Annotated in this window: 21 protein-coding genes and 1 tRNA gene; 11 read left to right on the top strand and 11 right to left on the bottom strand. The window is 73.2% G+C overall.

The features are described 5' to 3' along the window. Nucleotides 1–2: 2 nt before the first annotated feature. Complete coding sequence (locus LG324_RS16235; RefSeq protein ID WP_404349589.1) at nt 3–923, bottom strand: ABC transporter substrate-binding protein; 921 nt, start codon at nt 921–923, stop codon at nt 3–5. Between the two features lie 310 nt (nt 924–1,233). On the opposite strand from LG324_RS16235, the gene LG324_RS16230 reads away from it, so the two are divergent. Next, nucleotides 1,234–2,412 (top strand): NADP-dependent malic enzyme, encoded by a 1,179-nt coding sequence (locus LG324_RS16230; RefSeq protein WP_207023534.1) that lies wholly within the window; start codon nt 1,234–1,236, stop codon nt 2,410–2,412. Nucleotides 2,413–2,418: 6 nt separating this feature from the next. Here LG324_RS16230 and LG324_RS16225 read toward each other — a convergent pair whose 3' ends face one another. Then, on the bottom strand, nt 2,419–3,027 hold the full coding sequence (locus LG324_RS16225; protein ID WP_404349586.1) for a dTDP-4-dehydrorhamnose 3,5-epimerase family protein: 609 nt from the start codon (nt 3,025–3,027) through the stop codon (nt 2,419–2,421). After that, nucleotides 3,027–3,899 carry a glucose-1-phosphate thymidylyltransferase RfbA gene (gene rfbA, locus LG324_RS16220; protein WP_030527763.1) on the bottom strand — a complete coding sequence of 291 codons (873 nt, stop codon included), beginning with the start codon at nt 3,897–3,899 and terminating at the stop codon, nt 3,027–3,029. Before rfbA ends, LG324_RS16225 begins: the two co-directional genes overlap by 1 nt. A 52-nt stretch (nt 3,900–3,951) precedes the next feature. On the opposite strand from rfbA, the gene rfbB reads away from it, so the two are divergent. The 4 genes from rfbB to LG324_RS16200 are packed head-to-tail and all read left to right on the top strand — an operon-like array spanning nt 3,952 to nt 7,520. After that, the gene (gene rfbB / locus LG324_RS16215; RefSeq protein WP_404349583.1) at nt 3,952–4,959 is read left to right on the top strand and encodes a dTDP-glucose 4,6-dehydratase; all 1,008 of its coding nucleotides are present in this window, start codon (nt 3,952–3,954) and stop codon (nt 4,957–4,959) included. Beyond that, on the top strand, nt 4,959–5,822 hold the full coding sequence (gene rfbD, locus LG324_RS16210; protein ID WP_404349580.1) for a dTDP-4-dehydrorhamnose reductase: 864 nt from the start codon (nt 4,959–4,961) through the stop codon (nt 5,820–5,822). Before rfbB ends, rfbD begins: the two co-directional genes overlap by 1 nt. A 50-nt stretch (nt 5,823–5,872) precedes the next feature. Continuing rightward, nucleotides 5,873–6,541, top strand: a complete 669-nt coding sequence (locus LG324_RS16205) for a bifunctional 2-polyprenyl-6-hydroxyphenol methylase/3-demethylubiquinol 3-O-methyltransferase UbiG (RefSeq protein WP_051750385.1) — start codon at nt 5,873–5,875, stop codon at nt 6,539–6,541. 10 nt (nt 6,542–6,551) lie between these two features. Continuing rightward, complete coding sequence (locus LG324_RS16200) at nt 6,552–7,520, top strand: zinc-binding dehydrogenase (protein WP_404349576.1); 969 nt, start codon at nt 6,552–6,554, stop codon at nt 7,518–7,520. Between the two features lie 132 nt (nt 7,521–7,652). Here LG324_RS16200 and LG324_RS16195 read toward each other — a convergent pair whose 3' ends face one another. From LG324_RS16195 to LG324_RS16175, 5 genes are all read right to left on the bottom strand, one after another. Next, nucleotides 7,653–8,327 carry a GDSL-type esterase/lipase family protein gene (locus LG324_RS16195; protein ID WP_030527768.1) on the bottom strand — a complete coding sequence of 225 codons (675 nt, stop codon included), beginning with the start codon at nt 8,325–8,327 and terminating at the stop codon, nt 7,653–7,655. A gap of 8 nt (nt 8,328–8,335) precedes the next feature. Further along, the gene (locus LG324_RS16190) at nt 8,336–8,512 is read right to left on the bottom strand and encodes a DUF6104 family protein (RefSeq protein ID WP_169742049.1); all 177 of its coding nucleotides are present in this window, start codon (nt 8,510–8,512) and stop codon (nt 8,336–8,338) included. 27 nt (nt 8,513–8,539) lie between these two features. After that, nucleotides 8,540–12,349 (bottom strand): multifunctional oxoglutarate decarboxylase/oxoglutarate dehydrogenase thiamine pyrophosphate-binding subunit/dihydrolipoyllysine-residue succinyltransferase subunit, encoded by a 3,810-nt coding sequence (locus LG324_RS16185; protein ID WP_404349573.1) that lies wholly within the window; start codon nt 12,347–12,349, stop codon nt 8,540–8,542. 181 nt (nt 12,350–12,530) lie between these two features. After that, entirely contained in the window at nt 12,531–13,328 is a 798-nt protein-coding gene (locus LG324_RS16180; protein ID WP_030527770.1) for an ABC transporter permease subunit, read from the bottom strand. After that, nucleotides 13,325–14,326 (bottom strand): ABC transporter ATP-binding protein, encoded by a 1,002-nt coding sequence (locus tag LG324_RS16175; RefSeq protein ID WP_404349569.1) that lies wholly within the window; start codon nt 14,324–14,326, stop codon nt 13,325–13,327. Before LG324_RS16175 ends, LG324_RS16180 begins: the two co-directional genes overlap by 4 nt. A 164-nt stretch (nt 14,327–14,490) precedes the next feature. Here LG324_RS16175 and LG324_RS16170 point away from each other — a divergent pair, with 164 nt between their 5' ends. Both LG324_RS16170 and LG324_RS16165 read left to right on the top strand, forming a co-directional pair. Then, nucleotides 14,491–15,822 (top strand): hemolysin family protein, encoded by a 1,332-nt coding sequence (locus tag LG324_RS16170; RefSeq protein WP_030527772.1) that lies wholly within the window; start codon nt 14,491–14,493, stop codon nt 15,820–15,822. Beyond that, nucleotides 15,819–16,847 (top strand): hemolysin family protein, encoded by a 1,029-nt coding sequence (locus LG324_RS16165; protein WP_404349567.1) that lies wholly within the window; start codon nt 15,819–15,821, stop codon nt 16,845–16,847. Before LG324_RS16170 ends, LG324_RS16165 begins: the two co-directional genes overlap by 4 nt. 37 nt (nt 16,848–16,884) lie before the next feature. On the opposite strand, the gene LG324_RS16160 is transcribed toward LG324_RS16165, so the two are convergent. The 3 genes from LG324_RS16160 to LG324_RS16150 form a co-directional block, all read right to left on the bottom strand. Continuing rightward, complete coding sequence (locus LG324_RS16160) at nt 16,885–17,634, bottom strand: ZIP family metal transporter (protein ID WP_404349564.1); 750 nt, start codon at nt 17,632–17,634, stop codon at nt 16,885–16,887. Nucleotides 17,635–17,649: 15 nt separating this feature from the next. Continuing rightward, complete coding sequence (locus LG324_RS16155) at nt 17,650–19,671, bottom strand: DEAD/DEAH box helicase (protein ID WP_404349561.1); 2,022 nt, start codon at nt 19,669–19,671, stop codon at nt 17,650–17,652. Nucleotides 19,672–20,061: 390 nt separating this feature from the next. After that, a tRNA-Arg gene (locus tag LG324_RS16150) sits at nt 20,062–20,133 on the bottom strand. A 65-nt stretch (nt 20,134–20,198) separates the two neighbouring features. Between LG324_RS16150 and LG324_RS16145 the strand changes: the two genes are divergently transcribed. From LG324_RS16145 to LG324_RS16130, 4 genes are read left to right on the top strand one after another with little or no spacing between them, the layout of a single operon-like run. After that, nucleotides 20,199–20,627 carry a response regulator gene (locus LG324_RS16145; RefSeq protein WP_051750386.1) on the top strand — a complete coding sequence of 143 codons (429 nt, stop codon included), beginning with the start codon at nt 20,199–20,201 and terminating at the stop codon, nt 20,625–20,627. Nucleotides 20,628–20,637: 10 nt separating this feature from the next. Further along, on the top strand, nt 20,638–22,284 hold the full coding sequence (argS, locus tag LG324_RS16140) for an arginine--tRNA ligase (protein ID WP_404349558.1): 1,647 nt from the start codon (nt 20,638–20,640) through the stop codon (nt 22,282–22,284). A gap of 11 nt (nt 22,285–22,295) precedes the next feature. Then, complete coding sequence (gene lysA, locus LG324_RS16135; RefSeq protein ID WP_404349555.1) at nt 22,296–23,714, top strand: diaminopimelate decarboxylase; 1,419 nt, start codon at nt 22,296–22,298, stop codon at nt 23,712–23,714. Between the two features lie 29 nt (nt 23,715–23,743). After that, the gene (locus LG324_RS16130; RefSeq protein WP_030527779.1) at nt 23,744–25,057 is read left to right on the top strand and encodes a homoserine dehydrogenase; all 1,314 of its coding nucleotides are present in this window, start codon (nt 23,744–23,746) and stop codon (nt 25,055–25,057) included. The last annotated feature ends 1 nt before the right edge of the window (nt 25,058 follow it).

Below are 25,058 nucleotides of genomic sequence, written 5' to 3'. Positions count from 1 at the left end.
GGTCAGCCGACGGAGGGGTTGACCGCGAAGTCGCTGATCGCGCCACCCTCGGTCTTCCACTTGGCGAGGATCTCCTGGTAGGTGCCGTCGGCCTCGAGCTGCTTGAGCGCCTCGACGATGGCGTCGCCGAACTCGGTCTGGTCCTTCGGCAGGACGTAGCCGTAGGGGGCGGAGTCGTACTGGTCGCCGAGGAGCTCGAGGGTGCCGCCGGTGGAGTCGACCGCCGCGATGGCCGGGGGCAGGTCGACGAGCATCGCATCGGCCTTGCCGGACTGCACCATGGCCGTGACCTTGGCCTGGTCGCCGTCGACGAGGGCGTTGATGGCGGGCTTGCCGGCGTCGGTGCACGCCTTGTCACGGGCGGGCAGGTCGGTGTCGGCCTGGACCGTGCCCTTCTGGACCGCGATGTTGAGGCCGCACGCGTTGGCCGGGTCGACCTTCTTCGGGTTGCCCTTCTGGGTGACCCACTGGGTGCCGGCCTTGAAGTAGCTGACCATCGTCGCCTGCTGCTCGCGCTCGGCGTTGACCGTGAAGCTCGAGACGCCCACGTCGTACTTGCCGCTCTGGACCCCGAGGATGATCGAGTCGAACGCCGAGGGCTGCCACTCGGTCTTGACGCCGAACTTCGCCATCACGGCGTCGAAGAGGTCGACGTCCATGCCGATGACCGTCTGGCCGTCGGAGTCGAGGTACTCGTTCGGCTGGTAGGTGGCGTCGGTGCCGATGACGACCTTGCCGGCGCTCTTGATCTTCTCCGGGAGCTTGGCGGCCAGGGCCGCGTCGACGCTCGGCGCGGGGGCCGAGGAGCCGGCCGGCGCCGAGGTGGTGCTGCCGCCCGTCGAGAGCGAGTCGGAGCCACAGGTCGAGAGGGCGAGGGCGGTCGTGGCGAGAGCGGCGACGGCGATCGCACGGGTGCGGAGCATGCTGGTCCTTTCACGGGTGCCGGACCCCGGGTGGGCGCCCGACCGAGAGGGTGTGCAGGTGATCCTGCCACCGGAGCGTGCGACGTGCGTCACGCCCGGGTAACTATCCGGGCGTGTCCGCGGGCCCGCACCGCGACGTGCGTCACACGCGGAGGCCTCGGCCGCCGGGGGCCCCTGTGCCATGATGAGGACCTTCCGGTGGACACCCCCGCCGCGCGACACCCGCAGACGCACCCATCCCTGCGGGCCGCAGCACCCCCTTCCGCACGCTGTCCGCTCGCGTGCCCCCCTCCCTCTCCGAGGAGCCATCGTGTCCGCGTCCCCCGTCCTGCCGTCCTTCGACCCGGAGAGCCCGGTCTTCCGTGCTCACGAGGGCGGGAAACTGGGGGTACACGCGACGCAACCGCTCCGGGGGCGCGAGGACCTCTCGCTCCTCTACACCCCGGGGGTCGCCGAGGTGTCCCTCGCCATCGCCGCCGACCCCACGCTCTCGACCCGCTACACGGCCCGCGGCAACACGGTGGCCGTCATCAGCGACGGCACGGCCGTCCTCGGCCTCGGGGACATCGGCCCGCTCGGGGCGATGCCCGTGATGGAGGGAAAGGCGGTGCTGTTCAAGCACTTCGCGGGCATCGACGCGGTACCGGTGGTCATGGAGACCGGCACCGTCGAGGAGCTCGTCGAGGCGATCGCCCGCATCGCGCCGAGCTACGGCGGCATCAACCTCGAGGACATCTCGGCGCCGCGTTGCTTCGAGATCGAGGAGCAGCTCAAGGAGCGCCTCGACATCCCCGTGTTCCACGACGACCAGCACGGGACGGCGATCGTCGTGCTCGCCGGCCTGTACAACGCGGTGCGCGTCCTCGACCGCCGGCTCGAGGACCTGCGGGTCGTCGTGGCCGGCGCCGGGGCCGCCGGCGTCGCCGTGACCCGGCTCCTCCAGCGCGCCGGCGTCCGTGACGTCGTCGTGTGCGACTCGCGCGGGATCATCCACGCCGGGCGCCCGGACCTCTCCGAGCACAAGCAGCGGCTCGCGCTCTCGACCAACCCGCGCGGCCTCACCGGCTCGCTCGGGACGGCGCTCGAGGGGGCCGACTGCTACGTCGGCGTCTCCGGCGGCACCGTGCCGGAGGAGCAGGTGGCCGCCATGGCCCCCGACGCGATCGTCTTCGCGCTCGCCAACCCGACCCCCGAGGTGCACCCCGACGTCGCGCACCGGCACGCCGCCGTCGTGGCCACGGGGCGCTCGGACTTCCCGAACCAGATCAACAACGTCCTCGCCTTCCCCGGCATCTTCCGGGGCGCGCTGGACGCCGGGGCCACGCGGGTCACCGAGGCGATGAAGCTGGCGGCGGCGCGGGCCATCGCGGACATGGTGCCCGAGCCGACGGCGGAGCAGATCGTGCCCTCGGTGTTCGAGCCCGGGGTCGCCGAGGCGGTGGCGCAGGCCGTGCGGCGGCTCGCCCCGACCCGGTCGGCGCGGGGCTGAGCGCGCTCAGCGCGAGCGGCGGGCCAGCTCCTCGGCGTGCGCGCGGCACGCCTCCCACGTCGGGAGCAGGCCCTGGCCCGCGGCCTCCGCGAGCGTGGGCGCCTCGGAGTCCTTGGGGGAGAGCAGCGGCGTGACCCCCTCGGGCAGCTCGAGGCCGACGGCGGGGTCGAGCGGGTGGATGCCGTGCTCGCCGGTCGGGTTGTACGCGGCGGAGCACAGGTACATCGCCGTCGTGCCGTCCTCGAGCGCGCAGAACGCGTGGCCGAGGCCCTCGGAGAGCCAGACCGCGCGGCGGTCGACGGTGTCGAGGAGGACCGCCTCCCACTGCCCGAAGGTCGGCGAGCCGACGCGGATGTCGACGACGTAGTCGACGAGCGAGCCGGTCAGCGCGGTGACGTACTTGCCCTGGCCGGGTGGGACGTCGGCGAAGTGGATGCCCCGCACCGTGCCGCGCGAGGAGACCGACACGTTGGTCTGGACGACGTCGGGGCGGTGTCCGAGGTGCTCGGCGAGCCGGTCGCCGCGGAAGGACTCGAGGAAGACGCCGCGGTCGTCGGGGAACTGGCGCGGGGTGACGACGAAGGCCCCCTCGATCGAGAGCGCGCGGATGTCCATCAGCGCGTCCCCCGGGCCAGGCAGGCGTGGAGGTAAGCGCCGTACCCGGACTTGAGGAGCGCGTCGCCGAGCGCGCGCAGGGCGTCGTCGTCGATCCAGCCGGCCCGCCAGGCGATCTCCTCGACGCACCCGACCTTGTGGCCCTGGCGGGCCTCGACGACGTGGACGAACTGGCTGGCGTCCATGAGCCCCTCGAAGGTGCCGGTGTCCAGCCACGCGGTGCCGCGGGGGAGCACTGTGACCGTCAGCTCGCCGCGCTGCAGGTAGGCGTCGTTGACCGCCGTGATCTCCAGCTCGCCGCGGGGGCTCGGCTCCAGGGACCGCGCGATCTCGACCACGTCGTTGTCGTAGAAGTAGAGGCCCGGCACGGCGTAGTCGCTGCGCGGCTGCGCCGGCTTCTCCTCGATGGACACGACGGTCCCGTCGTCGGCGAACTCGACGACGCCGTAGGCCGTGGGGTCGGCCACGTGGTAGGCGAAGATGTGGCCGCCCTCGACGTCGGTGAGGCGACGCAGCGCGGTGCCGAGGCCGCTGCCGTGGAAGATGTTGTCGCCGAGGACGAGGGCGACGGAGTCCTCGCCGATGAAGTCCGCCCCGATGACGAAGGCCTGGGCCAGACCCTCGGGCCGCGGCTGCACGGCGTACGAGAGCTCGATGCCCCAGCGCGAGCCGTCGCCGAGCAGCCGGCGGAACTGGTCGACGTCCTCGGGGGTGGTGATGACGAGGATCTCGCGGATGCCCGCCATCATCAGCGTCGAGAGCGGGTAGTAGACCATCGGCTTGTCGTAGATCGGCATGAGCTGCTTGGAGATCCCCATGGTGATGGGGTGCAGCCGCGTGCCGCTTCCGCCGGCGAGGACGATGCCCTTCATGCCGTCGAGCCTATCGGTGGGCGGTTCCGGGCCGGGCAGTAGCCTTGCGCGCATGAAGGTACTCGTCACCGGGGGAGCCGGGTTCATCGGCAGCAACTTCGTGCACCGGACGCTCGCGACGCGTCCGGACGCGGACGTGACCGTGCTCGACCTGATGACGTACGCCGGCTCGACCGCCTCGCTCGAGGGGACCCTCGACCGCGTCCGCCTGGTCGAGGGCGACGTCGCCGACGCCGACCTCGTCGACCGGCTCGTCGGCGAGTGCGACCTCGTCGTGCACTTCGCGGCCGAGTCGCACAACGACAACTCGCTCGAGGACCCGAGCCCGTTCGTGCGGACCAACCTCGTCGGCACCTTCACCCTGCTGGAGGCCGTGCGCCGCCACGGGGTGCGCTACCACCACATCTCGACGGACGAGGTCTACGGCGACCTCGAGCTCGACGACCCCGCGAAGTTCACCGAGGCCACGCCGTACAACCCGAGCTCGCCGTACAGCTCGACCAAGGCCGGCTCGGACCTGCTCGTGCGCGCCTGGGTCCGCTCCTTCGGCATCCGCGCGACGATCTCGAACTGCTCGAACAACTACGGCCCGCGCCAGCACGTCGAGAAGTTCATCCCCCGCCAGATCACCAACGTCATCGACGGCGTGCGCCCCAAGCTCTACGGCGCCGGGCTCAACGTGCGGGACTGGATCCACGTCGACGACCACAACGAGGCCGTCTGGACGATCGTCGACCGCGGCGCCTCCGGCGAGACCTACCTCATCGGCGCTGACGGCGAGGTCAACAACCTCGACGTCGTCCGGCTCATCCTCGAGCTCATGGGCGAGGACCCCGACGGCTTCGACCAGGTGACCGACCGCGCCGGCCACGACCTGCGCTACGCCATCGACGCCGACCGGCTGCGGCGCGAGCTCGGCTGGAGCCCGCGCTACGAGAGCTTCCGCGACGGCCTGGCCGCCACCATCGACTGGTACCGCGAGAACGAGGCCTGGTGGCGCCCGCAGAAGGAGGCCACCGAGGCCCGGTACGCCCGCACGCAACAGGTCCTCGGCCGCTGATGGCGCGCTGGCTGGTCGTCGGTGCGGCCGGGATGCTCGGCACCGACCTCGTCGAGGTGCTGCGCGAGCGCGGGCACGAGGTCGTGGGGATGGACCTGCCCGCGGTCGACGTCCTCGACCCGGCGTCCTGCGCCGCGGCGGTCGCGGGCGCCGACGTTGTCGTCAACTGCGCGGCCTACACGGCGGTCGACGCGGCCGAGACCGACGAGGCCCGCGCCTTCGCGGTCAACGCCGTCGGCGCGGCCAACCTCGCGCGCGCCGTGGCAGCCGGCCCGGGCTCGCTCGTGCACGTGTCCACCGACTACGTCGTGGCCGGCGACGGCACGACGCCGTGGCCCGCCGACGCGCCGGTCGCCCCCGCCTCGGCCTACGGCCGCACCAAGGCGGCCGGGGAGTGGGCCGTGCGGGCCGAGTGCCCCCGCGCCTGGGTCGTGCGCACCGCGTGGCTCTACGGGGCGCACGGGCGCAGCATCCCGGCGACCGTCGCCCGCCTCGCGCGCGAGCGCGACACCTTCGGGTTCGTCGCCGACCAGGTGGGCCAGCCGACGTGGACCGTCGACCTCGCCGACGGCATCGCCCGGATCGTCGAGGCCGGCGCGCCCTACGGCATCTGGCACGGGACGGCCGCCGGCGAGACCTCCTGGCACGGGCTGGCCGGCGCGGTGCTCGAGGAGCTGGGGGAGGACCCGGCGCGGGTCGCCCCCATCACCTCCGACGCCTACCCGGCCCCCGCCCCACGGCCCGCGTACAGCGTCCTGGACCACGCGATGTGGCGCGCCGCCGGGCTCGAGCCGCTGCCGCACTGGCGCGACGCGCTGCACCGGGCCGCGCCCACCGTCCTCGGCACGGAACGGCGCGCCTGAGCCGGGTCGGGGCATCCGTCCGGGCCCCGCGTAGGGCAGACTCACCCCCCGTGAAGACCTTCACGCGCTACTCGTCCTACACCGGCCTGCGACCCGAGATCTTCAAGCGGATCGGCACCGGCCACCGCGAGGTGCTCGACGTGGGGTGCGCCAACGGCACGCTCGGCGACGCCGTCAAGCGCCGACAGGGAGCCCGCGTCACGGGGGTGGAGTACGACGAGGGACTGGCCGGCGAGGCCCGCGGCCGCCTCGACCGGGTCGTCACCGGCGACCTCAACCGCCTCGACGAGATCGTCGCGCAGCTCGAGGGGCCCTACGACTGCATGGTCTTCGCCGACGTGCTCGAGCACCTCGTGGACCCCTGGAGCGTCCTCGACGCCTTCACCGACCACCTGGCGCCCGAGGGCGAGGTCGTCATCAGCCTGCCGAACGTCGGGCACCTGGCGACCTTCACGAGCGTGTTCCTGCGCCGCACCTGGCCGCGCCGCGACCGCGGACTGCACGACTCGACGCACCTGCGGTGGTTCGCGCGCCGCGACATCGAGGAGCTGCTCGCGCAGACCTCGCTCGAGCCGGTCGCGTGGAAGCGCTCGCAGCGCTTCGTCGACGCCCCGGTCGCCGTCAACAAGCTGGCGCTGCTCGTCGGCTGGGTCCCCGGCCTGCGCGACCTGCTGACCTACCAATTCGTCGTCGTCGCCCGCCGCCGTCCGACCCCGTAGGGTCGGGAGCATGATCGCCGCCTTCGCGAAGTCCCAGTCCGCCGACGACCCGCTGAGCGGCCTCGAGGTCGGGGAGCGCCCCGAGCCGCAGGCACCCGAGGGCTGGACGACCGTCCGGCTGCGCACCGCGGCCCTCAACCACCACGACGTGTGGTCGCTGCGCGGGGTCGGGCTGCCGGCCGACCGGCTCCCGATGGTCCTCGGCTGCGACGGCGCCGGCGTGACCGAGGGCGGTGACGAGGTCATCGTCCACGCGGTCGTCGCCTCGCCCGGCTGGACCGGCGACGAGACCCTCGACCCGCGCCGCAGCCTGCTGTCCGAGGTGCACGACGGCACGCTCGCCGAGGTCGTCGCCGTCCCGACGCACAACCTCGTGCCCAAGCCCGACGACCTCTCGTGGGAGCACGCCGCCTGCCTGCCGACCGCGTGGCTCACGGCCTACCGGATGCTGTTCACGAACGCCGCCGTGCAGCCCGGCGCCACCGTGCTCGTCCAAGGCGCCGCGGGCGGGGTCGCCACCGCCCTGGTCCAGCTCGGCTCCGCGGCCGGGCTGCGGATGTGGGTCACCTCGCGCGACGCCGAGAAGGGCGAGCAGGCCGTCTGGCTCGGGGCCGACCGGGCCTTCGAGAGCGGCGCCCGGCTGCCCGAGCGCGTCGACGCGGTGATGGAGACCGTCGGCGCCGCCACCTGGTCGCACAGCATCAACAGCCTGCGGCCGGGCGGCACCGTCGTCATCTCGGGCGCGACGTCGGGCGACGCCCCCTCGAAGGCCGAGCTGACGAAGATCTTCTTCAAGCAGCTGCGGGTCGTCGGGTCGACGATGGGCACGCGCGACGAGCTCGAGCGCCTCGCCCGGTTCGTCGTCGACGCCGGCATCGAGCCGCTCGTCGACTCCGTCATGCCCCTGGCCGACGCACGCGACGGCTTCGCCCGGATGGTCGAGGGCCGCGTCGCCGGCAAGGTCGTCTTCACCGTCTGACCGACGGAAGGGTCGCGACGAACAACCGCGTCATCACCGTGATGGCGCGGTTGTTCGTCGCGGACGGGGATACATCCGCGTCCGAGGCGGGTTTCCCCGCCATCACCGTGACGCAGGGGATCGACGTGTCGCTCAGGCGATCTGGAGCCAGTCGTTCCAGCCATTGTGCAGGACGAGCCAGGCGATGAGCCCGTAGCCGGCCTGGCCCGGGTGGTGCGGCACGCCGGACGCGGCGAGGTCGGTGCGCCACTGGTCGTGCCCGAGCAGCGGGGCGTAGCAGTCGACGAACGGGACCCCGCGCCGACCGCAGACGTCGGCCTGCGCGTCGACGAGGACCTCGAGCCGCGAGTTCAGCTCCTCGTCGTCCGTCGGGGGCGGGCTGACGACGAAGGTGCCGACGCCCGACGACGCGGCGTCGTCGAGGAGGTTCGCGAGGTTGAGCCGGTGCCGCGCCAGCGAGACGCCCGAGAGGATGTCGTTCGTCCCGACCGACAGCACGAGGCGCTTCTCGGACCGGCCGCGCCAGCGCCGCGGCACCTCCCCGGCCCACCGCTCGAGCAGGTCGCCGGAGGTGTCGCCCCGCACGCCGAGGTTGTACGAGGTCAGCGTGAGGTCCGGGTGCTGGGTGCGCCCGACGACGCGGGTGACCCAGCCCTGGCCCTTGGGGTCGCCGACCCCGGCGACGAGGGAGGCGCCGAGGAAGACGAGCGCGAGGTCGCGTGGACCGTCGGGGACGACCACCGCCTCCGCGCTCGGGCGGAACTCGATGGGGGACTGGCCCCCGGGGCCGCCCTGCTCGTCCGGCATCTGCTCGCTCACTCGTCCTCGTCGTCCAGTCGGGCCAGCCAGGTGGCCAGCCGCTCCACGGGCACCTCGAAGTCGGGGTTGAGGTCGACGAACGTCCTCAGCTGCTCCGCCAGCCAGTCGAGGGTGACCTCCTCGTCCCCCCGCCGCGCCTGGAGCTCCTCGATGCCGCGGTCGGTGAAGTACACGTCCTCGAGCCTACCGGCGGCCCCGCCTCACCGGTCGAAGGCGCGGGCGACGAGGTCGGCCTGCTCCGCCTGGTGCTGCTTGGTCGAGCCCGCCGCCGGCGACGCCGACCGCGGACGGGAGACCACCCGCAGGGGCCGCGTCTCGCCGTGGGCCGCGAGCTCCTCGGGCAGGTTGAGCGCCAGGAAGGGCCACGCGCCCATGTTCTGGGGCTCGTCCTGCACGACGACGACCTCGGCGTCCGGGTATTGCGCGAGGGCCTTGGTCAGCTCCGCGCCGGGGAGCGGGTAGTACTGCTCCATCCGCAGGATCGCCGTCGAGGTGTCGCCGCGCTTGGCCCGCTCGGCCTCGAGGTCGTAGACGACCTTGCCGGCGGCGAGGAGGACGCGGGTCACCGAGCCGTCCGTCGCGCCCGGACGGTCCGGGAGGACCGGCCGGAAGCCACCGGTCGTGAAGTCCTCGACCGAGCTCGCCGCCGCCTTGAGGCGCAGCATCGACTTCGGGGTGAAGACGATGAGCGGCTTGCGCGGCCGGGCGTAGGCCTGGCGGCGCAGCAGGTGGAAGTACGACGCGGGGGTCGAGGGGTAGGCGACGGTCATGTTGCCCTCGGCGCACATCGTGAGGAAGCGCTCGATGCGCCCCGACGAGTGGTCCGGGCCCTGGCCCTCGTAGCCGTGGGGGAGGAGCAGGACGACCGAGGAGCGCTGGCCCCACTTCTGCTCCGAGCTGCTGATGAACTCGTCGACGATCGTCTGCGCTCCGTTGAAGAAGTCGCCGAACTGCGCCTCCCAGAGGACGAGCGCGTCGGGCCGCTCGACGGAGTAGCCGTACTCGAAGCCCATCGCCGCGAACTCGGACAGGAGGCTGTCGTAGACCCAGAACTTCGCCTGGCCCTGGCCGAGGTAGAGCAGCGGCGTCCACTCGGACGCGTTCTCCTTGTCGATGAGCACGGCGTGCCGGCTGACGAACGTGCCGCGGCGGCTGTCCTGCCCGGCGAGGCGGACCGGCGTGCCCTCGATGAGGAGGGAGCCGAAGGCGAGCAGCTCGCCGGTGCCCCAGTCGATGCCGCCCTCGCGGGTGCTCTGGGTGCGCTTGTCGAGCATCTGGCGCAGCTTGGGGTGCACCGTGAAGCCGTCCGGCGGCGTGGAGAAGGCGTCGCCGATGCGGTGCAGCAGCTCGGTGCTGATCGCGGTCTCGGTGGCCGAGTGCGTCGTGCGGTCGGCGAAGGGGGCCTGCGCGGCCGGCGGCTCGAGGCCGGAGCCGGCGTCGGCCTTGCGACCGTCCCGGGCGTCCTTCTCGGCCGACTTCAGCGCCTCCTTGGTCTCGACGAAGACCCGCTCGAGCTGCTGCTGGTAGTCGCGCAGCGCGGCCTCGGCGTCCTCGACGGTGATGTCGCCGCGGCCGATGAGCGCCTCGGTGTAGAGCTTGCGGACGCTGCGCTTGGCCTCGATGAGGTTGTACATGAGCGGCTGCGTCATCGACGGGTCGTCGCCCTCGTTGTGACCACGGCGGCGGTAGCACACCATGTCGACGACGACGTCCTTGTGGAACTCCTTGCGGAACTCGTAGGCGAGCTCGGCGACGCGCACGCACGCCTCCGGGTCGTCGCCGTTGACGTGGAAGATCGGCGCCTGGATCATCCGCGCGACGTCGGTCGAGTACGTCGAGGAGCGCGAGCTGCTCGGGGAGGTCGTGAAGCCGACCTGGTTGTTGATGACGACGTGCACGGTGCCGCCGGTGCGGTAGCCGCGCAGCTGGCTGAGGTTGAGCGTCTCGGCCACCACGCCCTGTCCGGCGAACGCGGCGTCGCCGTGCATGAGCACGGGCAGGACGGTGAAGTCCTCGCCGGCGAGGTCGAGGCGGTCCTGCTTGGCGCGGACGATGCCCTCGAGCACCGGGTTGACGGCCTCGAGGTGGCTCGGGTTGGCCGCGAGGTAGACCTTCGTCGTCGCGCCGGACTCGGCGGTGAACTCGCCCTCGGTGCCGAGGTGGTACTTGACGTCGCCGGAACCCTGGACCGAGCGCGGGTCCTGCTTGCCCTCGAACTCGCGGAAGATCTGGCCGTAGGACTTGCCGGCGATGTTGGCCAGCACGTTGAGGCGGCCGCGGTGCGGCATCCCGATGCAGACCTCGTCGAGCTCGTCCTCGGCGGCCATCGACAGGACGCGGTCAAGCAGCGCGATGACGGACTCGCCGCCCTCGAGCGAGAAGCGCTTCTGCCCGACGAACTTCGTCTGGAGGAAGGTCTCGAACGCCTCCGCGGCGTTGAGGCGGCGCAGGATGCGCAGCTGCTCCTCGCGCGTGGTCTTGGCGTACCCGACCTCGACCTTGTCCTGGATCCAGCGGCGCTGCTCCGGGTCCTGGATGTGCATGTACTCGACGCCGATGGTGCGGCAGTACGAGTCGCGCAGGATGCCGAGGATCTTGCGCAGCTTGAGGAACGGCTGGCCGCCGAACCCGCCGGTCGCGAAGTCGCGCTCGAGGTCCCACAGCGTGAGGCCGTGGTTGGTGATGTCGAGGTCGGGGTGGCGGCGCTGCTTGTACTCCAGCGGGTCGGTGTCGGCCATGAGGTGGCCGCGCACGCGGTAGGCGTGGATGAGCTCCTGGACGCGGGCGACCTTGTTGATGTCGTCGTCGTGCGCGGCCGAGACGTCGCGCACCCAGCGGACCGGCTCGTAGGGGATGCGCAGGCTCTCGAAGATCTCGTCGTAGAAGCCCTGCTCGCCGAGGAGCAGCGAGTGGACGATCCGCAGGAAGTCTCCGGACTGCGCGCCCTGGATGATGCGGTGGTCGTAGGTGCTCGTCAGCGTGAGGATCTTGCTCACGGCGTTGCGGTTGAGCGTCTCGGCGCTCGCGCCCTGCCACTCGGCGGGGTAGTCCATCGCGCCGACGCCGATGATCGTGCCCTGGCCCTGCATGAGGCGGGGTACCGAGTGGACGGTGCCGATCGTGCCGGGGTTGGTCAGCGAGATCGAGGTGCCCTGGAAGTCCTCGACGGTCAGCTTGCCGCCGCGTGCCTTCTTGACGACGTCCTCGTAGGCGGTCCAGAAGTGCGCGAAGTCCATCGTCTCGGCGGCCTTGATGGACGGCACGAGGAGCTGGCGGGTGCCGTCGGGCTTGGCGATGTCGATCGCGAGGCCGAGGTTGACGTGCGCCGGCGTGATGAGGACCGGCTTGCCCTTCTCGTCGTGGCCGAAGCCGTTGTTCATCTCGGGCATGACGCCGAGGGCCTTGACGAGGGCGTAGCCGATGAGGTGGGTGAAGCTCACCTTGCCGCCGCGGCTGCGGGCGAGGTGGTTGTTGATGACGATGCGGTTGTCGACGAGGAGCTTGGCCGGCACGGCGCGCACCGAGGTGGCGGTCGGGACCTCGAGCGAGGCCTCCATGTTCGTGACGACGCGCGCGCTCGCGCCACGGATCGGCTGGTGCGCGGACTCGGCGAGCGGCCCGGTCTGCTTGGGGGCCTGGGGCTCGCGCGGCATCGGGGCGGCCTTGGCCTCGGCCGGCTTCTCGTCGGCGGGCTCGGACTTCGCCGGGGCGGGCGCCGGAGCGGCCTGCGGCTCCTTCGGGGCGGGCTTCGCAGCCGCCGGGGCGGGGGTCTCGGGCTGGGCGGCCTCCTCCTGCGGCCGGGGGGCGGGGCTGCCGTTGCCGGCGTGCGCGGACCCCCCGTTGGTGCGGCCCTTGGCGGCGTCACCGGGCTGGTAGTCGGCGAAGAAGCTCCACCACGCCTTGTCGACGCTGTTCCGGTCCCGTTGGTACTGCTCGTACAGCTCGTCGACCAGCCACTCGTTGGGTCCGAAGGCGGTCAGGGGGTCGCTGGACGGGGACTGCTCGGCCACGGGCTATGCGCCTCTTTCTCGGCTGGTCGCGTGCGGGTCGCGGGTGTTCGTCCCAGCCTATTACGTGGCCGTGGCGACCGTGTCGCCGCACGCCGAGCGGTGCCGAACGCGCGGCGACCGGTGGGGCCCGCCCACCGGTCGCCGCGACGACGTGCCGTCCGCCCTCGGGCGGCGCCCGCCGTCAGGCGATGTCCGCCCGGGTCGTGCGCCAGATGCCGATGCCGGCGAGGACGGCCGCGTAGGCGGCGAGGACGAGCGCGCCGCCCCACCACTCGAGGCGCACCTCGTCCGGGCCGTTCGACACCGCGTTGACGATCGCGTTGGTCGCCGACGTCGGCAGGAACTGGGCGACGTGCTCGCGGCCGAACTCCCAGAAGCTCATGGCGAACCCGATGAGCGGCTCGACGATCCAGGCCACCCCGACCCCGATGAGCAGCGCGGCCACCTGGTTGGGGATGAGGATGCCGATGCCGAGGCCGATGAGCGCCCACAGCCCGAGCACGAGGAGGCTCAGGGCGAGGGTGCGCACGATCGTGCCGGACGGGAAGGCGTCCTGGTCGCGCAGGCCGAGGACGACGGCGCCCACGGACACCGACCCGACGAGGCTGACCAGGCCGTACACGGCGCCGATGCCGAGCAGGGCGACGACCTTGGCGAGCATCGCCCGCAGCCGGCGCGGCGTCGCGAGGAAGGTGCCGCTGATCGTCTTGTGCCGGTACTCGGACCCGATCTGGAGCACGCCGATGGTCAGGAGCAACAGGTAGCCGATGGACAGCCCGCCGGTGTAGACGCTGCTGGCGACCTGGGTCGCGTCCCCGGTCGGCACCCCGGCCTCGCCGCTGCGGGCGGTCTCGCTCGTCAGGAGGAAGCCGAAGAGCGCGGCGAAGGCGGCCCCCGCGACGAAGATCGCGATGGCCATGCCCCACCACAGGCGGGTCGTGAAGAACTTGCGGAACTCGCTCCGCACCGCGGGGATCACAGGTTCGCTCCTTCCTGGCCGGTGACGGCGTCGCCCTCGGTGGGCGCACCCACGGGGGCGGCGCCGTCGCCGAGGTTGCGGTTGGTGCCCTCGGTGAGGGAGAAGTACAGGGTCTCGAGGTCGGCCCGCTGCGGGCGCAGACCGTAGATGGGCAGACCGGCGCGCAGGGCGACGTCCCCGACGAGGCGCATGTCGCCGGTGTCCGCGACGAGCGAGCCGTCCTCCTGGACGCTGCTCGTCACGTCGGCGACCCGCAGCGCGCCGGCGAGGGCCGCCGCGTCGCTGGTCTGCACGAGCGAGCCCGGGGTGCCCTCGAGCTCCTCCATCGGGCCGGCCTGCACGAGACGGCCGTTGGCGATGATGACGACGTCGTCGACCGTCTGCGCGACCTCCTGGAGGAGGTGGCTCGAGACGAGGATGGTCTTGCCCTCGCTCGCGAGGTGCTTGAGGAAGCCGCGCAGCCAGCGGATGCCCTCGGGGTCGAGCCCGTTGGCCGGCTCGTCGAGGACGAGGACCTGCGGGTCGCCGAGCAGCGCCGCGGCCAGGCCGAGGCGCTGGCGCATCCCCATGCTGTAGCCGCCGGCCCGCTTGCGCGCCGCGGCCGGGATGCCGGTCAGCTCGAGGAGCTCGTCGACCCGGCCGGCCGGGATGCCCGACGCGTCGGCGAGCACCCGGAGGTGGTCGCGGCCGCTGCGGCCGGGGTGGAAGTTGGTCGCCTCCAGCGCCGCGCCGACGGTCGTCAGCGGGCGCGACAGCTCGGCGTACCGGTGCCCGCCGATGGTGGCGGTGCCGCTCGTCGGCCGGATCAGGCCGAGGAGCATGCGAAGGGTCGTTGTCTTGCCCGCGCCGTTCGGGCCGAGGAAGCCGGTGATCCGGCCGGGCTCGACGCCGAAGGTCAGGCCGTCGACGGCGACGAACTGGCCGAAGGTCTTCGTCAGGCCGGTGATCTCGATGCGACCGGAGTCGGCGCCCCCGGGCCGCCCGGTCGTGGTGGTCATGGTGTCCTCCGCGTGCTCATGGCACCGATCCTCCCAGCCTGCCGCAGGGGGAGGGTCAACCCCTCGGTGGACGCGGCGCTCCCCCCGGGGGATGAGCACCGGCCGGAACCCGCCCGGGGGCACGTACGCTGTGGAGGCATGCACCCTCCCAGTCCTGATCACCGATGACCCCCTGGCTCCTGCTCCTCCTCGGTGTCGTCCTCACGGTCGGTACCGCCCTGTTCGTCGCGGCGGAGTTCTCGCTCGTGGCCCTCGACCGTCCGGCCGTCCAGCGCGCCGTCGACGCGGGTGAGCCCGGCGCCCGCTCCGTCCTCACCTCGCACCGGCAGCTGTCGACGCAGCTCTCGGCGTGCCAGGTCGGCATCACGCTGACCACCCTCGTCCTCGGCTTCATCGCGAGCCCCTCCGTCGGCGTCCTGCTCCAGGGGCCGTTGGAGTCGGCCGGCCTCTCGGTCGGCGTCGCCACCTCCGTGGGGGCGGTGCTCGCGATGGTCCTCGCCACCGGCTTCTCGATGATCGTCGGAGAGATGGTCCCCAAGACCCTCGCCGTGTCGCTGCCGATGGCCACCGCGAAGGTCTCCGCGGGCCCGGTCCGCTGGTTCGGCCTCGCCGCCAAGCCGCTCATCGCCGTCCTCAACGGCGTGGCCAACCGCACCCTGCGCGCGCTCGGCATCGAGCCCCAGGAGGAGCTGTCGGCCGCCCGCAGCCCCGCGGAGCTCGCCTCCCTCGTCCGCAGCTCCGCCGAGGCCGGCACCCTCGACGTCGGCACCGCCCGTCTCGTCACCGCGTCCCTCGGGTTCGCCGACCAGAGCGCGGCCGACGTCATGACGCCGCGCTCGCGGGCGACGTCCATCGACCGCACCGCGTCCGCCGCCGACCTCGTCGCGCTCGCGCGGCACACCGGCCACTCGCGCTTTCCGGTGGTCGGCGCCGACTGGGACGACGTCGACGGGATCGTCCATGTCAAGAAGGCCATCGCCGTCCCCTTCGAGCGCCGGGCCGACGTGCCCGTGTCGGCCCTGATGACCCAGGCCGTGTTCGTCCCCGAGACCCTGCGCCTGGACCCGCTCCTCGTCCGCCTGCGTGGCGGCGGGATGCAGCTCGCCGTCGTCGTCGACGAGTACGGCGGCACCTCCGGCGTCGTGACGCTCGAGGACCTCGTCGAGGAGATCGTCGGCGAGGTCAGCGACGAGCACGACCGTGGTCAGACGACGGGTCGCCGTCTGCCGGACGGCTCCTGGACCGTGCCGGGCCTCTGGCGGCCGGACGAGGTGCGCTCGCGCGTCGGCGTCGACGTGCCCGAGGGTCCGGCCTACGAGACGGTCGGCGGCTTCGTCATGGCCGCGCTCGGCCGCGTCCCGCAGGTCGGTGACGAGGTCGTCGTCGACGGCTGGACCGCGCGCGTCGTCGACATGGAGGGCCACCGGGTCGACCGGGTCCGGCTGCTGCCGGTGCGGGCCGTCCCCACCGCCCGCCCGACGGAGGTGGGCGCGTGACCACGCTGCTCGTCACCGTCGTCCTGCTCGCCGCCAACGCGTTCTTCGTCGGCGCGGAGTTCGCCGCGATGTCCGCCCGCCGCAGCCAGCTCGAGCCCCTCGCCGAGGCGGGCAGCAAGGGCGCCAGGGTCGCGATGGAGGCGTTGCAGCGCACCGGGATCCTGCTGGCCACGTGCCAGCTCGGCATCACGGTCTGCTCGGTGCTCCTCGGCGCCGTGTCCGAGGCGGCGCTGCACCACGCGCTCGTCCCGGTCGCCGAGGGCCTCGGCCTCTCGACGGTCGTCGCCGACGTCGTCGCCCTGCTCCTCGCGCTCGCGGTCGTCGTCTTCCTCCACGTCGTCTACGGCGAGATGGTCCCGAAGAACATCTCCATCGCGAAGCCCGAGCGGGCCGCCGTCGTCCTCGTGCCGCCGCTCGTGTGGGTCTCGAAGGTCGTCGCCCCGCTCATCCACGGGATGGACCGGCTCTCCAAGGCCGTCATGCGGCTCTTCGGCGTGGAGCCCAAGGACGAGCTCGCGTCGGCGTTCACCGCCGAGGAGGTCGCGCACATCCTCGACGAGTCCCGCGAGGAGGGACTCGTCGGGGCGCAGGACTACGAGCGGCTCGGTGCCGCACTGGAGTTCAGCGACAAGGACGCCTCCGACGTCGGGGTGCCGATCGAGCAGCTGGTCACCGTGACCGCCGAGGCGACGCCCGAGGACATCGAGCGGCTCGTCGCCCGGCACGGCTACTCGCGCTACCCGGTGCTCGACCGCGCCGGCGAGGTGGGCGGGTACCTGCACCTCAAGGACGTCCTCTACGCCGACGACGAGGAGCGCACCGAGCCGGTGCCGACCAAGCGCGTGCGGCGGATGGCCACCGTGCGCCGCGGTGACGAGGTCGAGTCCGTGCTGCAGACCATGCAGGACAGCGGTTCCCACCTCGCCCGCGTCGTCGCGGACGACGGGGTCGTCGTCGGCGTCGTGTTCCTCGAGGACGTCATCGAGGAGCTCGTCGGCGAGGTCTCGGACGCGTCCCAGCGCTGAGCGCGCCCACCGTCGTCGGGCGGCCCGGCCCTGCGGGTCAGAGCCGCCCGACGACGAACGCGGTGGCGAAGCCGAGCGTCGTCACCAGCCCGGTGACCATGTGGGTGCGCTCGAAGGCCTCGGGGATCATCGTGTCGGCGACCATCGTGAGGATGGCGCCGGCCGCGACCGCCGTGATGGCGGCGACGGCCTCGGGGGAGGCCCCCTGGAGGAGCAGCACCCCGACCAGCCCTGCCAGGCCGCTCGCGACGGCGATGCCCACCCACACGCCGAACACGTAGCGGGCGCTGCGACCGGCGGACTTCATCCCGGCCGCGCTCGAGAGGCCCTCCGGCAGGTTCGAGATGACGATGGCCGCCAGCACCGGCACCCCGACGCCCTGCCCGCCGAGCAGGCTGAGCCCGAGGACGACCGACTCCGGCACGCCGTCGAGCAGCGCGCCGACGGCGATGGCGGCGCCGCTGCCGGGCTGCTCGGACTCGGACGGCTGCCGGCCGTGCGACCGCTTGCGGTGCCGGGCGCCGAGCCGCCCGAGCGCGACGTTCGCGAGGAAGTAGGCCAGGGCGCCGCCGAGGAAGCCCAGGACCGTCGGCAGCAGGCCGCCGGTGCGCTCGGCCTCGTCGACGAGGTCGAAGGACAGCGCCGAGACGAGGACCCCGGCGCCGAAGGCCATGACGACCGCGACAACCGCCCGTGGCACGCGGACGAACCACGCGACGAGGGCACCGACGACGAGCGCCCCGCCGGCGAGCAGACCCCACAGGCCCGCTTCCAGCGCGGCGCTCACCGGGTGCCCACGGCGTCAGCGCGCGGCGAGCGCGTCCTCGAGCAGGGTGACCATCGCCTCGAGCTGGACGTCGGTGGCGTCGCCGACCTCCTCGTCGGACCCGTCGAGCGCGCGGGCGGCGAGCCCGGCCTTCTCGTCGACGAGCTCCGCGAGGCGCGGGTCGAGCGTGCCGGTGGCGATGACGCGCCACGCGGTGACCGGCTCGGTCTGCCCGATCCGGTGGACGCGGTCGATCGCCTGGGTCTGCTCGGCCGAGGTCCAGGACAGCTCGGCGAGGACGACGTTCGAGGCCACCTGGAGGTTGAGCCCGACGCCGGCCGCGGTGAGCGAGCAGACGATGACCGACACCTCGGGGTCCTCGAGGAAGGCCTTGATGTTCGCCGCGCGGACGGCAGGGGTCTGGTCTCCACGGATGGAGGAGTACCCGATGCCGCGCTTGGCGAACGTCGCCTCCGCGGTGTCCATGACATCGACGTGCTTGGCGAAGAAGACGACCTTGCCGACGTTGCGCGCCAGCTGGGCCGCGTAGTCGGCCGCGAGGCCGGCCTTGGCCTGGCCGATGCGCCGCAGGACCGAGAAGACGTTGTCGCCGGAGGTCTCGCCGCCGGTGTCGCGGCGCAGGGCCGCGGCGACGCGGCGGACGAGCTCGTGGTCGACGCCCTCGACGGGGGTGCTGCGCGCGGAGACGGCCGCGTCGTAGCGGGTGAGGAGGCGCGTGGCGAGCTGCTGCTCGGCGGAGCGGACCGAGCGGCTCGCCTCGTCGTCGAGCTCGACGGGGAGGTCGGCGACCCGGCGGGCCGGGATGTCGGAGGCGACGTCGACCTTCCGGCGCCGGACGATGCCGAGGTCGATGACGCTGCGCCGGGCGGCGGCCGAGAAGCCGCGGTCGGCGGGGGTGAGGCCGGTCTCCTCGAGCGCCGCCATGAGGGCGGGGCGCGGGCGGGTGTCGTCGATCCAGCCGAGGAACTGCCAGACGGCCCGGAAGTCCTCGATGTCGTTGATGAGCGGCGTCCCCGTCAGCGCCATGAGCAGCGGCGCGGCGGCTCGTTCCCGGACCTTCTGCGACAGGGCCAGCACGTGCCTGGAGCGCTGCGAGGCCTTGTTCTTGATGAAGTGCGCCTCGTCGAGGACCATCCCGCGGAAGCCGTGGGTGCCGAGCCACCCGACGTGGCGGTCGAGGATGTCGTAGTTGACCACGACGATGTCGGCGAAGCCGTCGACGGTGTCGCCGTCGCCGTGCACGACGGTCGCGGTGCGCCGCGGCGTCCACCGGGCGGCCTCGCGGGCCCAGTTGGCCTTGACGACGTTGGGCACGACGACGAGCAGGGGGAAGGCGCCGGCGGCCTCGGCCGCGAGCAGCGACTGGGCGGTCTTGCCGAGCCCGGGCTCGTCGGCGAGGAGGAAGGTGCGGTGCCCGGCCGCGGCCGCGGCGACGACCTGGGCCTGGTGGTGCATCAGCTCCAGGCCCTCGATGCCGTGGACGACGCCCTCGGGCTCGGGCAGCGGCATGCACGTCGCGTCGCCGCCCTGCTCGAAGGCGCGGAAGAGCGGGGTCAGCAGCTCCCAGGTGGCGAGCCGGTTGGTGCGCGGCCGGACGGCCTGGACGGCGGAGAGGTCCGGCGCGAGGAAGGGGTTGGCGAGCTGGCGGGCCATGACGGCGGTCGGGACGACGCGGCGCGGGGCGGGGGCGTCGTCGGCCGAGGGGGCCGGCGGCTCGGGCTCGGGCTCCGGCTCGCGGCCGGCGGAGCGCAGCATGTCGTTCTTGAGGTCGTGGGCCTCGGGCGGGACGACGGCGTCCTCGGCGAGCAGCTGGAGCAGGCTGGTGTCCCGGGCGGCGGTCTTCGCGAGGATCGTCGCGATGCCGTCGAGCCGGGTCATCGTCGCGGTGCGCTCGGACTCGGGCACGGAGGGGTCGCCCTTCAGACGTGCCCGCTCCTCGCGCACGAGCAGCGCGAGGACCTGGAAGGTCGTGCGCTGGGAGGGGCGGACGTGCCCGCGGCCGGCCGCGGCCTCGACCTGACGGACCGTGCGCGCCATGACGGGGAGGAGTCCCTCCTCGTGCGTCGTGCGGGTCGGGCGACGGTCTCGGGGACCGCCACTGCGGCGCCGGGGTGCTCGCTGTGCCAAGCGTTCCTTCTCCTGGGTCGTGGCGTCGGCGGGCACCCGTGGGTGCGGGCCGGGGACGCCAGCCGGTGTCGCGGGGGACCGGGTGCACACGCCGTCGGCGTGCACGCGGCGGTGCCGCATCCGGGTGGTGGCACCACCCGGGGTCCTCGAGCGAGGACCGGTCCCCACCCCAGAGTATGCCCGCCCGGGCCCGTCGGACGAGCACGGTGCGGTCACGACCGCCGCGGGGTGGGGGGAGGACGACGGGAGGGCCCGGTCCGCGGCGCGGTGTGCGCGCGGTCCGGGCCCTTTTGCGGTCGGTGCCCCCGGCAGGATTCGAACCTGCGCTCCCGCCTCCGGAGGGCGGTGCTCTATCCCCTGAGCTACGGGGGCGGCATGACGCGCGTCATGGTCGAAACCGCGACGCGGGGAGAGGCTAGCAGCCTAGGCTTGGGGCCATGCAAACCGGGTGGGCGGGACCTGGCGACGGGCCACTCGTCCTCGTGTGCGACGACACCGAGGCGATCCGCCGCCTCCTGCGGATCAACCTCGAGCTGGGCGGTTTCCGGGTCGAGGAGGCGGCCGACGGGCACGAGGCCATGAGCCGGCTCATCGACGCCGACCGGGAGCGCCCGGCGGTCATCGTCCTGGACTCGCAGATGGCCCCGTACGACGGCTGGTGGGCCATCGCGGCGATCCGCTCCCACCACCCCCTGGACGACGTGCCGGTCGTCCTCGTCACCGCCACGGCGACCGACCTGGAGAGCCCCGAGGTGAGCGGCGCCGGTTTCGACGCCTACGTGAGCAAGCCGTTCGACCCCGACGACCTCGTGGCGGTCGTCTCACGGCTCGCGGCGGCCGGACGGGCCCGACACCGCCGTCCGTAGACTGGCGCGGGTGACCCCCGAACAGCTCTCGGCCGCCATCCGCGACGCCCTCGTGTCCGCCGTCGACTCCGGTGACCTCGCCGTCACCGTCCCCGACGAGGTGCGCGTGGAGCGTCCGAGGAACCGCGACCACGGGGACTGGTCGACCAACATCGCGCTCCAGTTGGCCAAGCCCGCCGGGATGAACCCGCGCGAGCTCGCGTCGGCCCTCGCCGAGCGCCTGCGGGCGGTCGACGGCGTCGCCGCGGTCGACGTCGCGGGCCCGGGCTTCCTCAACATCACGCTCGACGCCGCGGCCGCCGGCGAGCTCGCGCGCAGCATCGTCGAGGCCGGAACCGCGTTCGGCCACAACGAGGCCGAGGCCGGCCACGTCATCAACCTCGAGTACATCTCCGCGAACCCGACCGGGCCGCTGCACCTCGGGCACACCCGCTGGGCGGCGCTCGGCGACGCCATGGGACGGCTGCTGCGGGCCTCCGGCGCCACGCTGACGACGGAGTACTACCTCAACGACGCCGGCTCGCAGATGGACAAGTTCGCCGCGTCGGTGCTGGCCCGCGCCAAGGACGAGCCGACCCCCGAGGGCGGCTATCCCGGCGCGTACGTCGACGACCTCGCGGAGCAGGTGCTCGCGCAGCGGCCCGACCTCGTCTCGCTCCCCGACGACGAGGCACTCGTCGTGGCGCGCGACCTCGCCTACCCCCTGCAGCTCGCCGACATCCGCGAGACCCTCGAGGCCTTCGGGGTGCGGTTCGACGTGTGGTTCTCGGAGAAGAGCCTCCACGACGGCGGCGCGGTCGCCTCGGCCGTCGACCGGCTGCGCGAGCAGGGGCACGTGTTCGACCAGGACGGCGCCGTGTGGCTGCGGACGACCGACTTCACCGACGACAAGGACCGCGTGCTGTTCCGGGCGAACGGGGAGCCGACGTACTTCGCCGCCGACGCCGCGTACTACCTGTCCAAGAAGGACCGCGGCTTCGACGAGAAGATCTACCTCCTCGGCGCCGACCACCACGGCTACATCAACCGGCTCAAGGCCATCGCCGCCTGCGCGGGGGACGACCCGGAGCACAACATCGAGGTGCGCATCGGGCAGCTCGTCGACCTCAACGGCGCGAAGTTGTCCAAGCGCGCCGGCAACATCATCGAGCTGCGCGACCTCATCGGGTGGATCGGCACCGACGCGATCCGGTACTCGCTGGCCCGGTACCCGGCCGACAGCCCGCTCTCGCTCGACGGCGAGGAGCTGCGCAAGCAGTCCAACGACAACCCGGTCTTCTACGTGCAGTACGCCCACGCCCGGACGGCCAACGTGGCGCGCCTCGCGGCCGAGGACGGCGTGCACCGCGCGGACGGCTTCGACGCCTCGCTGCTCGGAGACCCCACCGAGGCCGCGCTCCTCGCCGTGCTCGGCGACTTCCCGCGGGTCGTCGCCCAGGCCGCGCACCTGCGCGAGCCGCACCGGGTGGCGCGCTACCTCGAGGAGCTCGCCGCGCGCTTCCACAAGTGGTACGACACCTGCCGTGTGCGCCCGATGACCGCCGACGAGGAGGTCACCGACCTCCACCGCACCCGCCTGTGGCTCAACGACGCCACCCGGCAGGTCCTCGCCAACGGTCTCGACCTGCTCGGCGTCTCCGCGCCCGAGCGCATGTGAGGGGCTGAGCCGTGCGCGCGCACGAGGCCGGTGCCCTCCACGCCGAGGGCTACGGCGGACCCCCGCTCTACCTGCCCTCCCCGGGCGACGTCATGGAGCTGCTGCCGCAGCTGTGGGCGTCGTCGGTCGCGCGTGACGAGCGGGGACGGCTCACCGTGGGAGGGGTCGACGTCGTCACGCTCGCGGAGCGTCACGGCACGGCGGCCTACGTCATGGACGAGGACGACTTCCGGTCGCGCGCACGGGGTTTCCGCGACGGGTTCGCCGACGCGTTCGCGCGCTTCGGGGGCGCCGACGTCTACTACGCGGGCAAGGCCTTCCTCTGCACGGCCGTCGCCCGCTGGGTCGACCAGGAGGGCCTCCACCTCGACGTCTGCACCGGCGGCGAGCTCGCCGTCGCGCAGCGGGCGGGCTTCCCCGCGGAGCGGGTCGCCTTCCACGGCAACAACAAGACCGTCGCCGAGCTGCGGGCCGCGCTGACCTACGGGGTCGGCCGCGTCGTCGTCGACTCGTTCGACGAGATCGACCGCGTCGTGGCGCTCGCGACGGAGCTCGGCGTGCGCGCGCCGGTCATGGTCCGCGTCACGGTGGGCGTCGAGGCGCACACCCACGAGTTCATCGCCACCGGGCACGAGGACCAGAAGTTCGGCTTCAGCCTCGCCGGGGGCCGGGCGATGGAGGCCGTCGCCCGGCTGCTCGCGCACCCCGAGGCGGTCGACCTGCGCGGCCTGCACAGCCACATCGGCAGCCAGATCTTCGACACCGGGGGCTTCGAGGCCGCCGTGCACCGGCTGGCCGGGCTGCACCGACGGGTCGAGGAGGAGCACGGTGTCGCGATGCCGGAGGTCGACCTCGGCGGCGGCTACGGCATCGCCTACACCTCGCAGCACGACCCCCTGCCGGCCGACGCGCTCGCCGCGGCGATGGCCGCCATCGTCGGCCGCGAGTTCGGGGACCGCGTCCCGCGGGTCTCGGTCGAGCCGGGGCGCGCCATCGTCGGCCCGACGACGTTCACGCTGTACGAGGTCGGCACCGTCAAGACGGTCGACCTCGGCGCGGGTCACTCGCGGACCTACGTCTCGGTCGACGGCGGGATGAGCGACAACGCCCGCCCGGCGCTCTACGAGGCCGACTACTCCTGCACCCTCGCCAACCGGGCCTCGAGCGCCGACCCCGTGCTCGCCCGCGTGGTCGGGCGGCACTGCGAGAGCGGCGACATCGTCGTCCTCGACGAGTACCTGCCGGCCGACGTCCGCCCGGGCGACCTCGTCGCCGTGCCGGGCACCGGCGCCTACTGCCGCAGCCTCTCCAGCCAGTACAACCACACCCCCCGACCGCCCGTCGTCGCCGTCCGTGGAGGCGAGAGCAGGGTGCTCGTGCGTCGTGAGACGATCGAGGACCTGCTCGCCCTCGACGTGGCGGACGACTGAGCCCGACGACCGAGGAGACCGATCCCGCCATGGCCCACGAACCCGGCGCACCCCTGCGCGTCGCCCTGCTCGGGTGCGGCGTCGTGGGCTCGTCCGTGGCCCGGATGCTCGTCGAGCAGGCCGACGACCTCGCCGCACGCGTCGGCGCCCCGCTCGAGCTCGTCGGCATCGCGGTGCGGCGTCCGCAGCGCCCGCGGCCGGACGTCCCGGTCGACCCCTCGCTCTTCACCGCCGACGCCGAGGAGCTCGTGACCCGGGCCGACGTCGTCGTCGAGGTCGTCGGGGGCATCGACCCGGCGCGCGGCCTCATCCTGCGCGCGATCGAGCACGGCGCGGCCGTCGTCTCCGCCAACAAGGCGCTCGTCGCCGAGGACGGCCCGACGCTGTTCGAGGCCGCCGCCCGGGCCGGGGTCGACCTGTACTACGAGGCCGCGGTCGCCGGGGCGATCCCGATCCTGCGGCCGGTGCGCGAGTCGCTCGCCGGCGACCGGGTCCGCAAGGTCATGGGCATCGTCAACGGGACGACGAACTTCGTCCTCGACAAGATGGACGTCTCGGGGGCCGGCTTCGCCGAGACCGTCGCCGAGGCCCAGGCGCTCGGCTACGCCGAGGCCGACCCGACCGCCGACGTCGAGGGCTTCGACGCCGCCGCGAAGGCCGCCATCCTCGCGAGCCTCGCGTTCCACACCCGCGTGTCCTCGGCCGACGTCCACCGCGAGGGCATCACCGAGGTGACCGCCGCCGACATCAACGCGGCACGCGAGAACGACTGCGTCGTCAAGCTGCTCGCGATCTGCGAGCGGGTCGAGGCCGAGGGCGCCGACGCCGTCAGCGTGCGCGTGCACCCGGCGATGGTCCCGCGCTCGCACCCGCTGGCCAGCGTCCGCGAGGCGTTCAACGCCGTGTTCGTCGAGGCCGAGGCCGCCGGCGAGCTGATGTTCTACGGCCGCGGCGCGGGCGGCGACCCCACGGCGTCCGCCGTCCTCGGCGACGTCGTCGCCGTCGCCCGCCAGCGGGTGGCCGGCGGGCGCGGGCCGGGGGAGTCGGCCTACGCCGACCTGCCCGTCGTCGACCTGGGGCGTGCCGTGACGCGCTACCACATCAGCCTCGACGTGGCCGACCGCCCGGGCGTGCTCGCGCAGGTCGCGGCGGTCTTCGCCGAGCAGGGCGTCTCGATCGAGACCGTCCGCCAGCAGGTCGTCCCCGACGAGGGCGACCGGGCGCGGCTCATCGTCGTGACCCACCGCGCGAGCGACGCCGCGCTGTCCGCCACCGTCGACGCCCTCGCCGCCCTCGAGGCGGTCGACGACGTCGCCTCCGTCATGCGTGTGGAAGGAGCCTGAC

Source organism: Phycicoccus jejuensis, from assembly GCF_044797865.1.
Lineage (GTDB): Bacteria > Actinomycetota > Actinomycetes > Actinomycetales > Dermatophilaceae > Phycicoccus > Phycicoccus jejuensis.
Note: the sequence above shows the minus strand (reverse complement) of the source record. Positions and strands in the feature narration are given on the sequence as shown.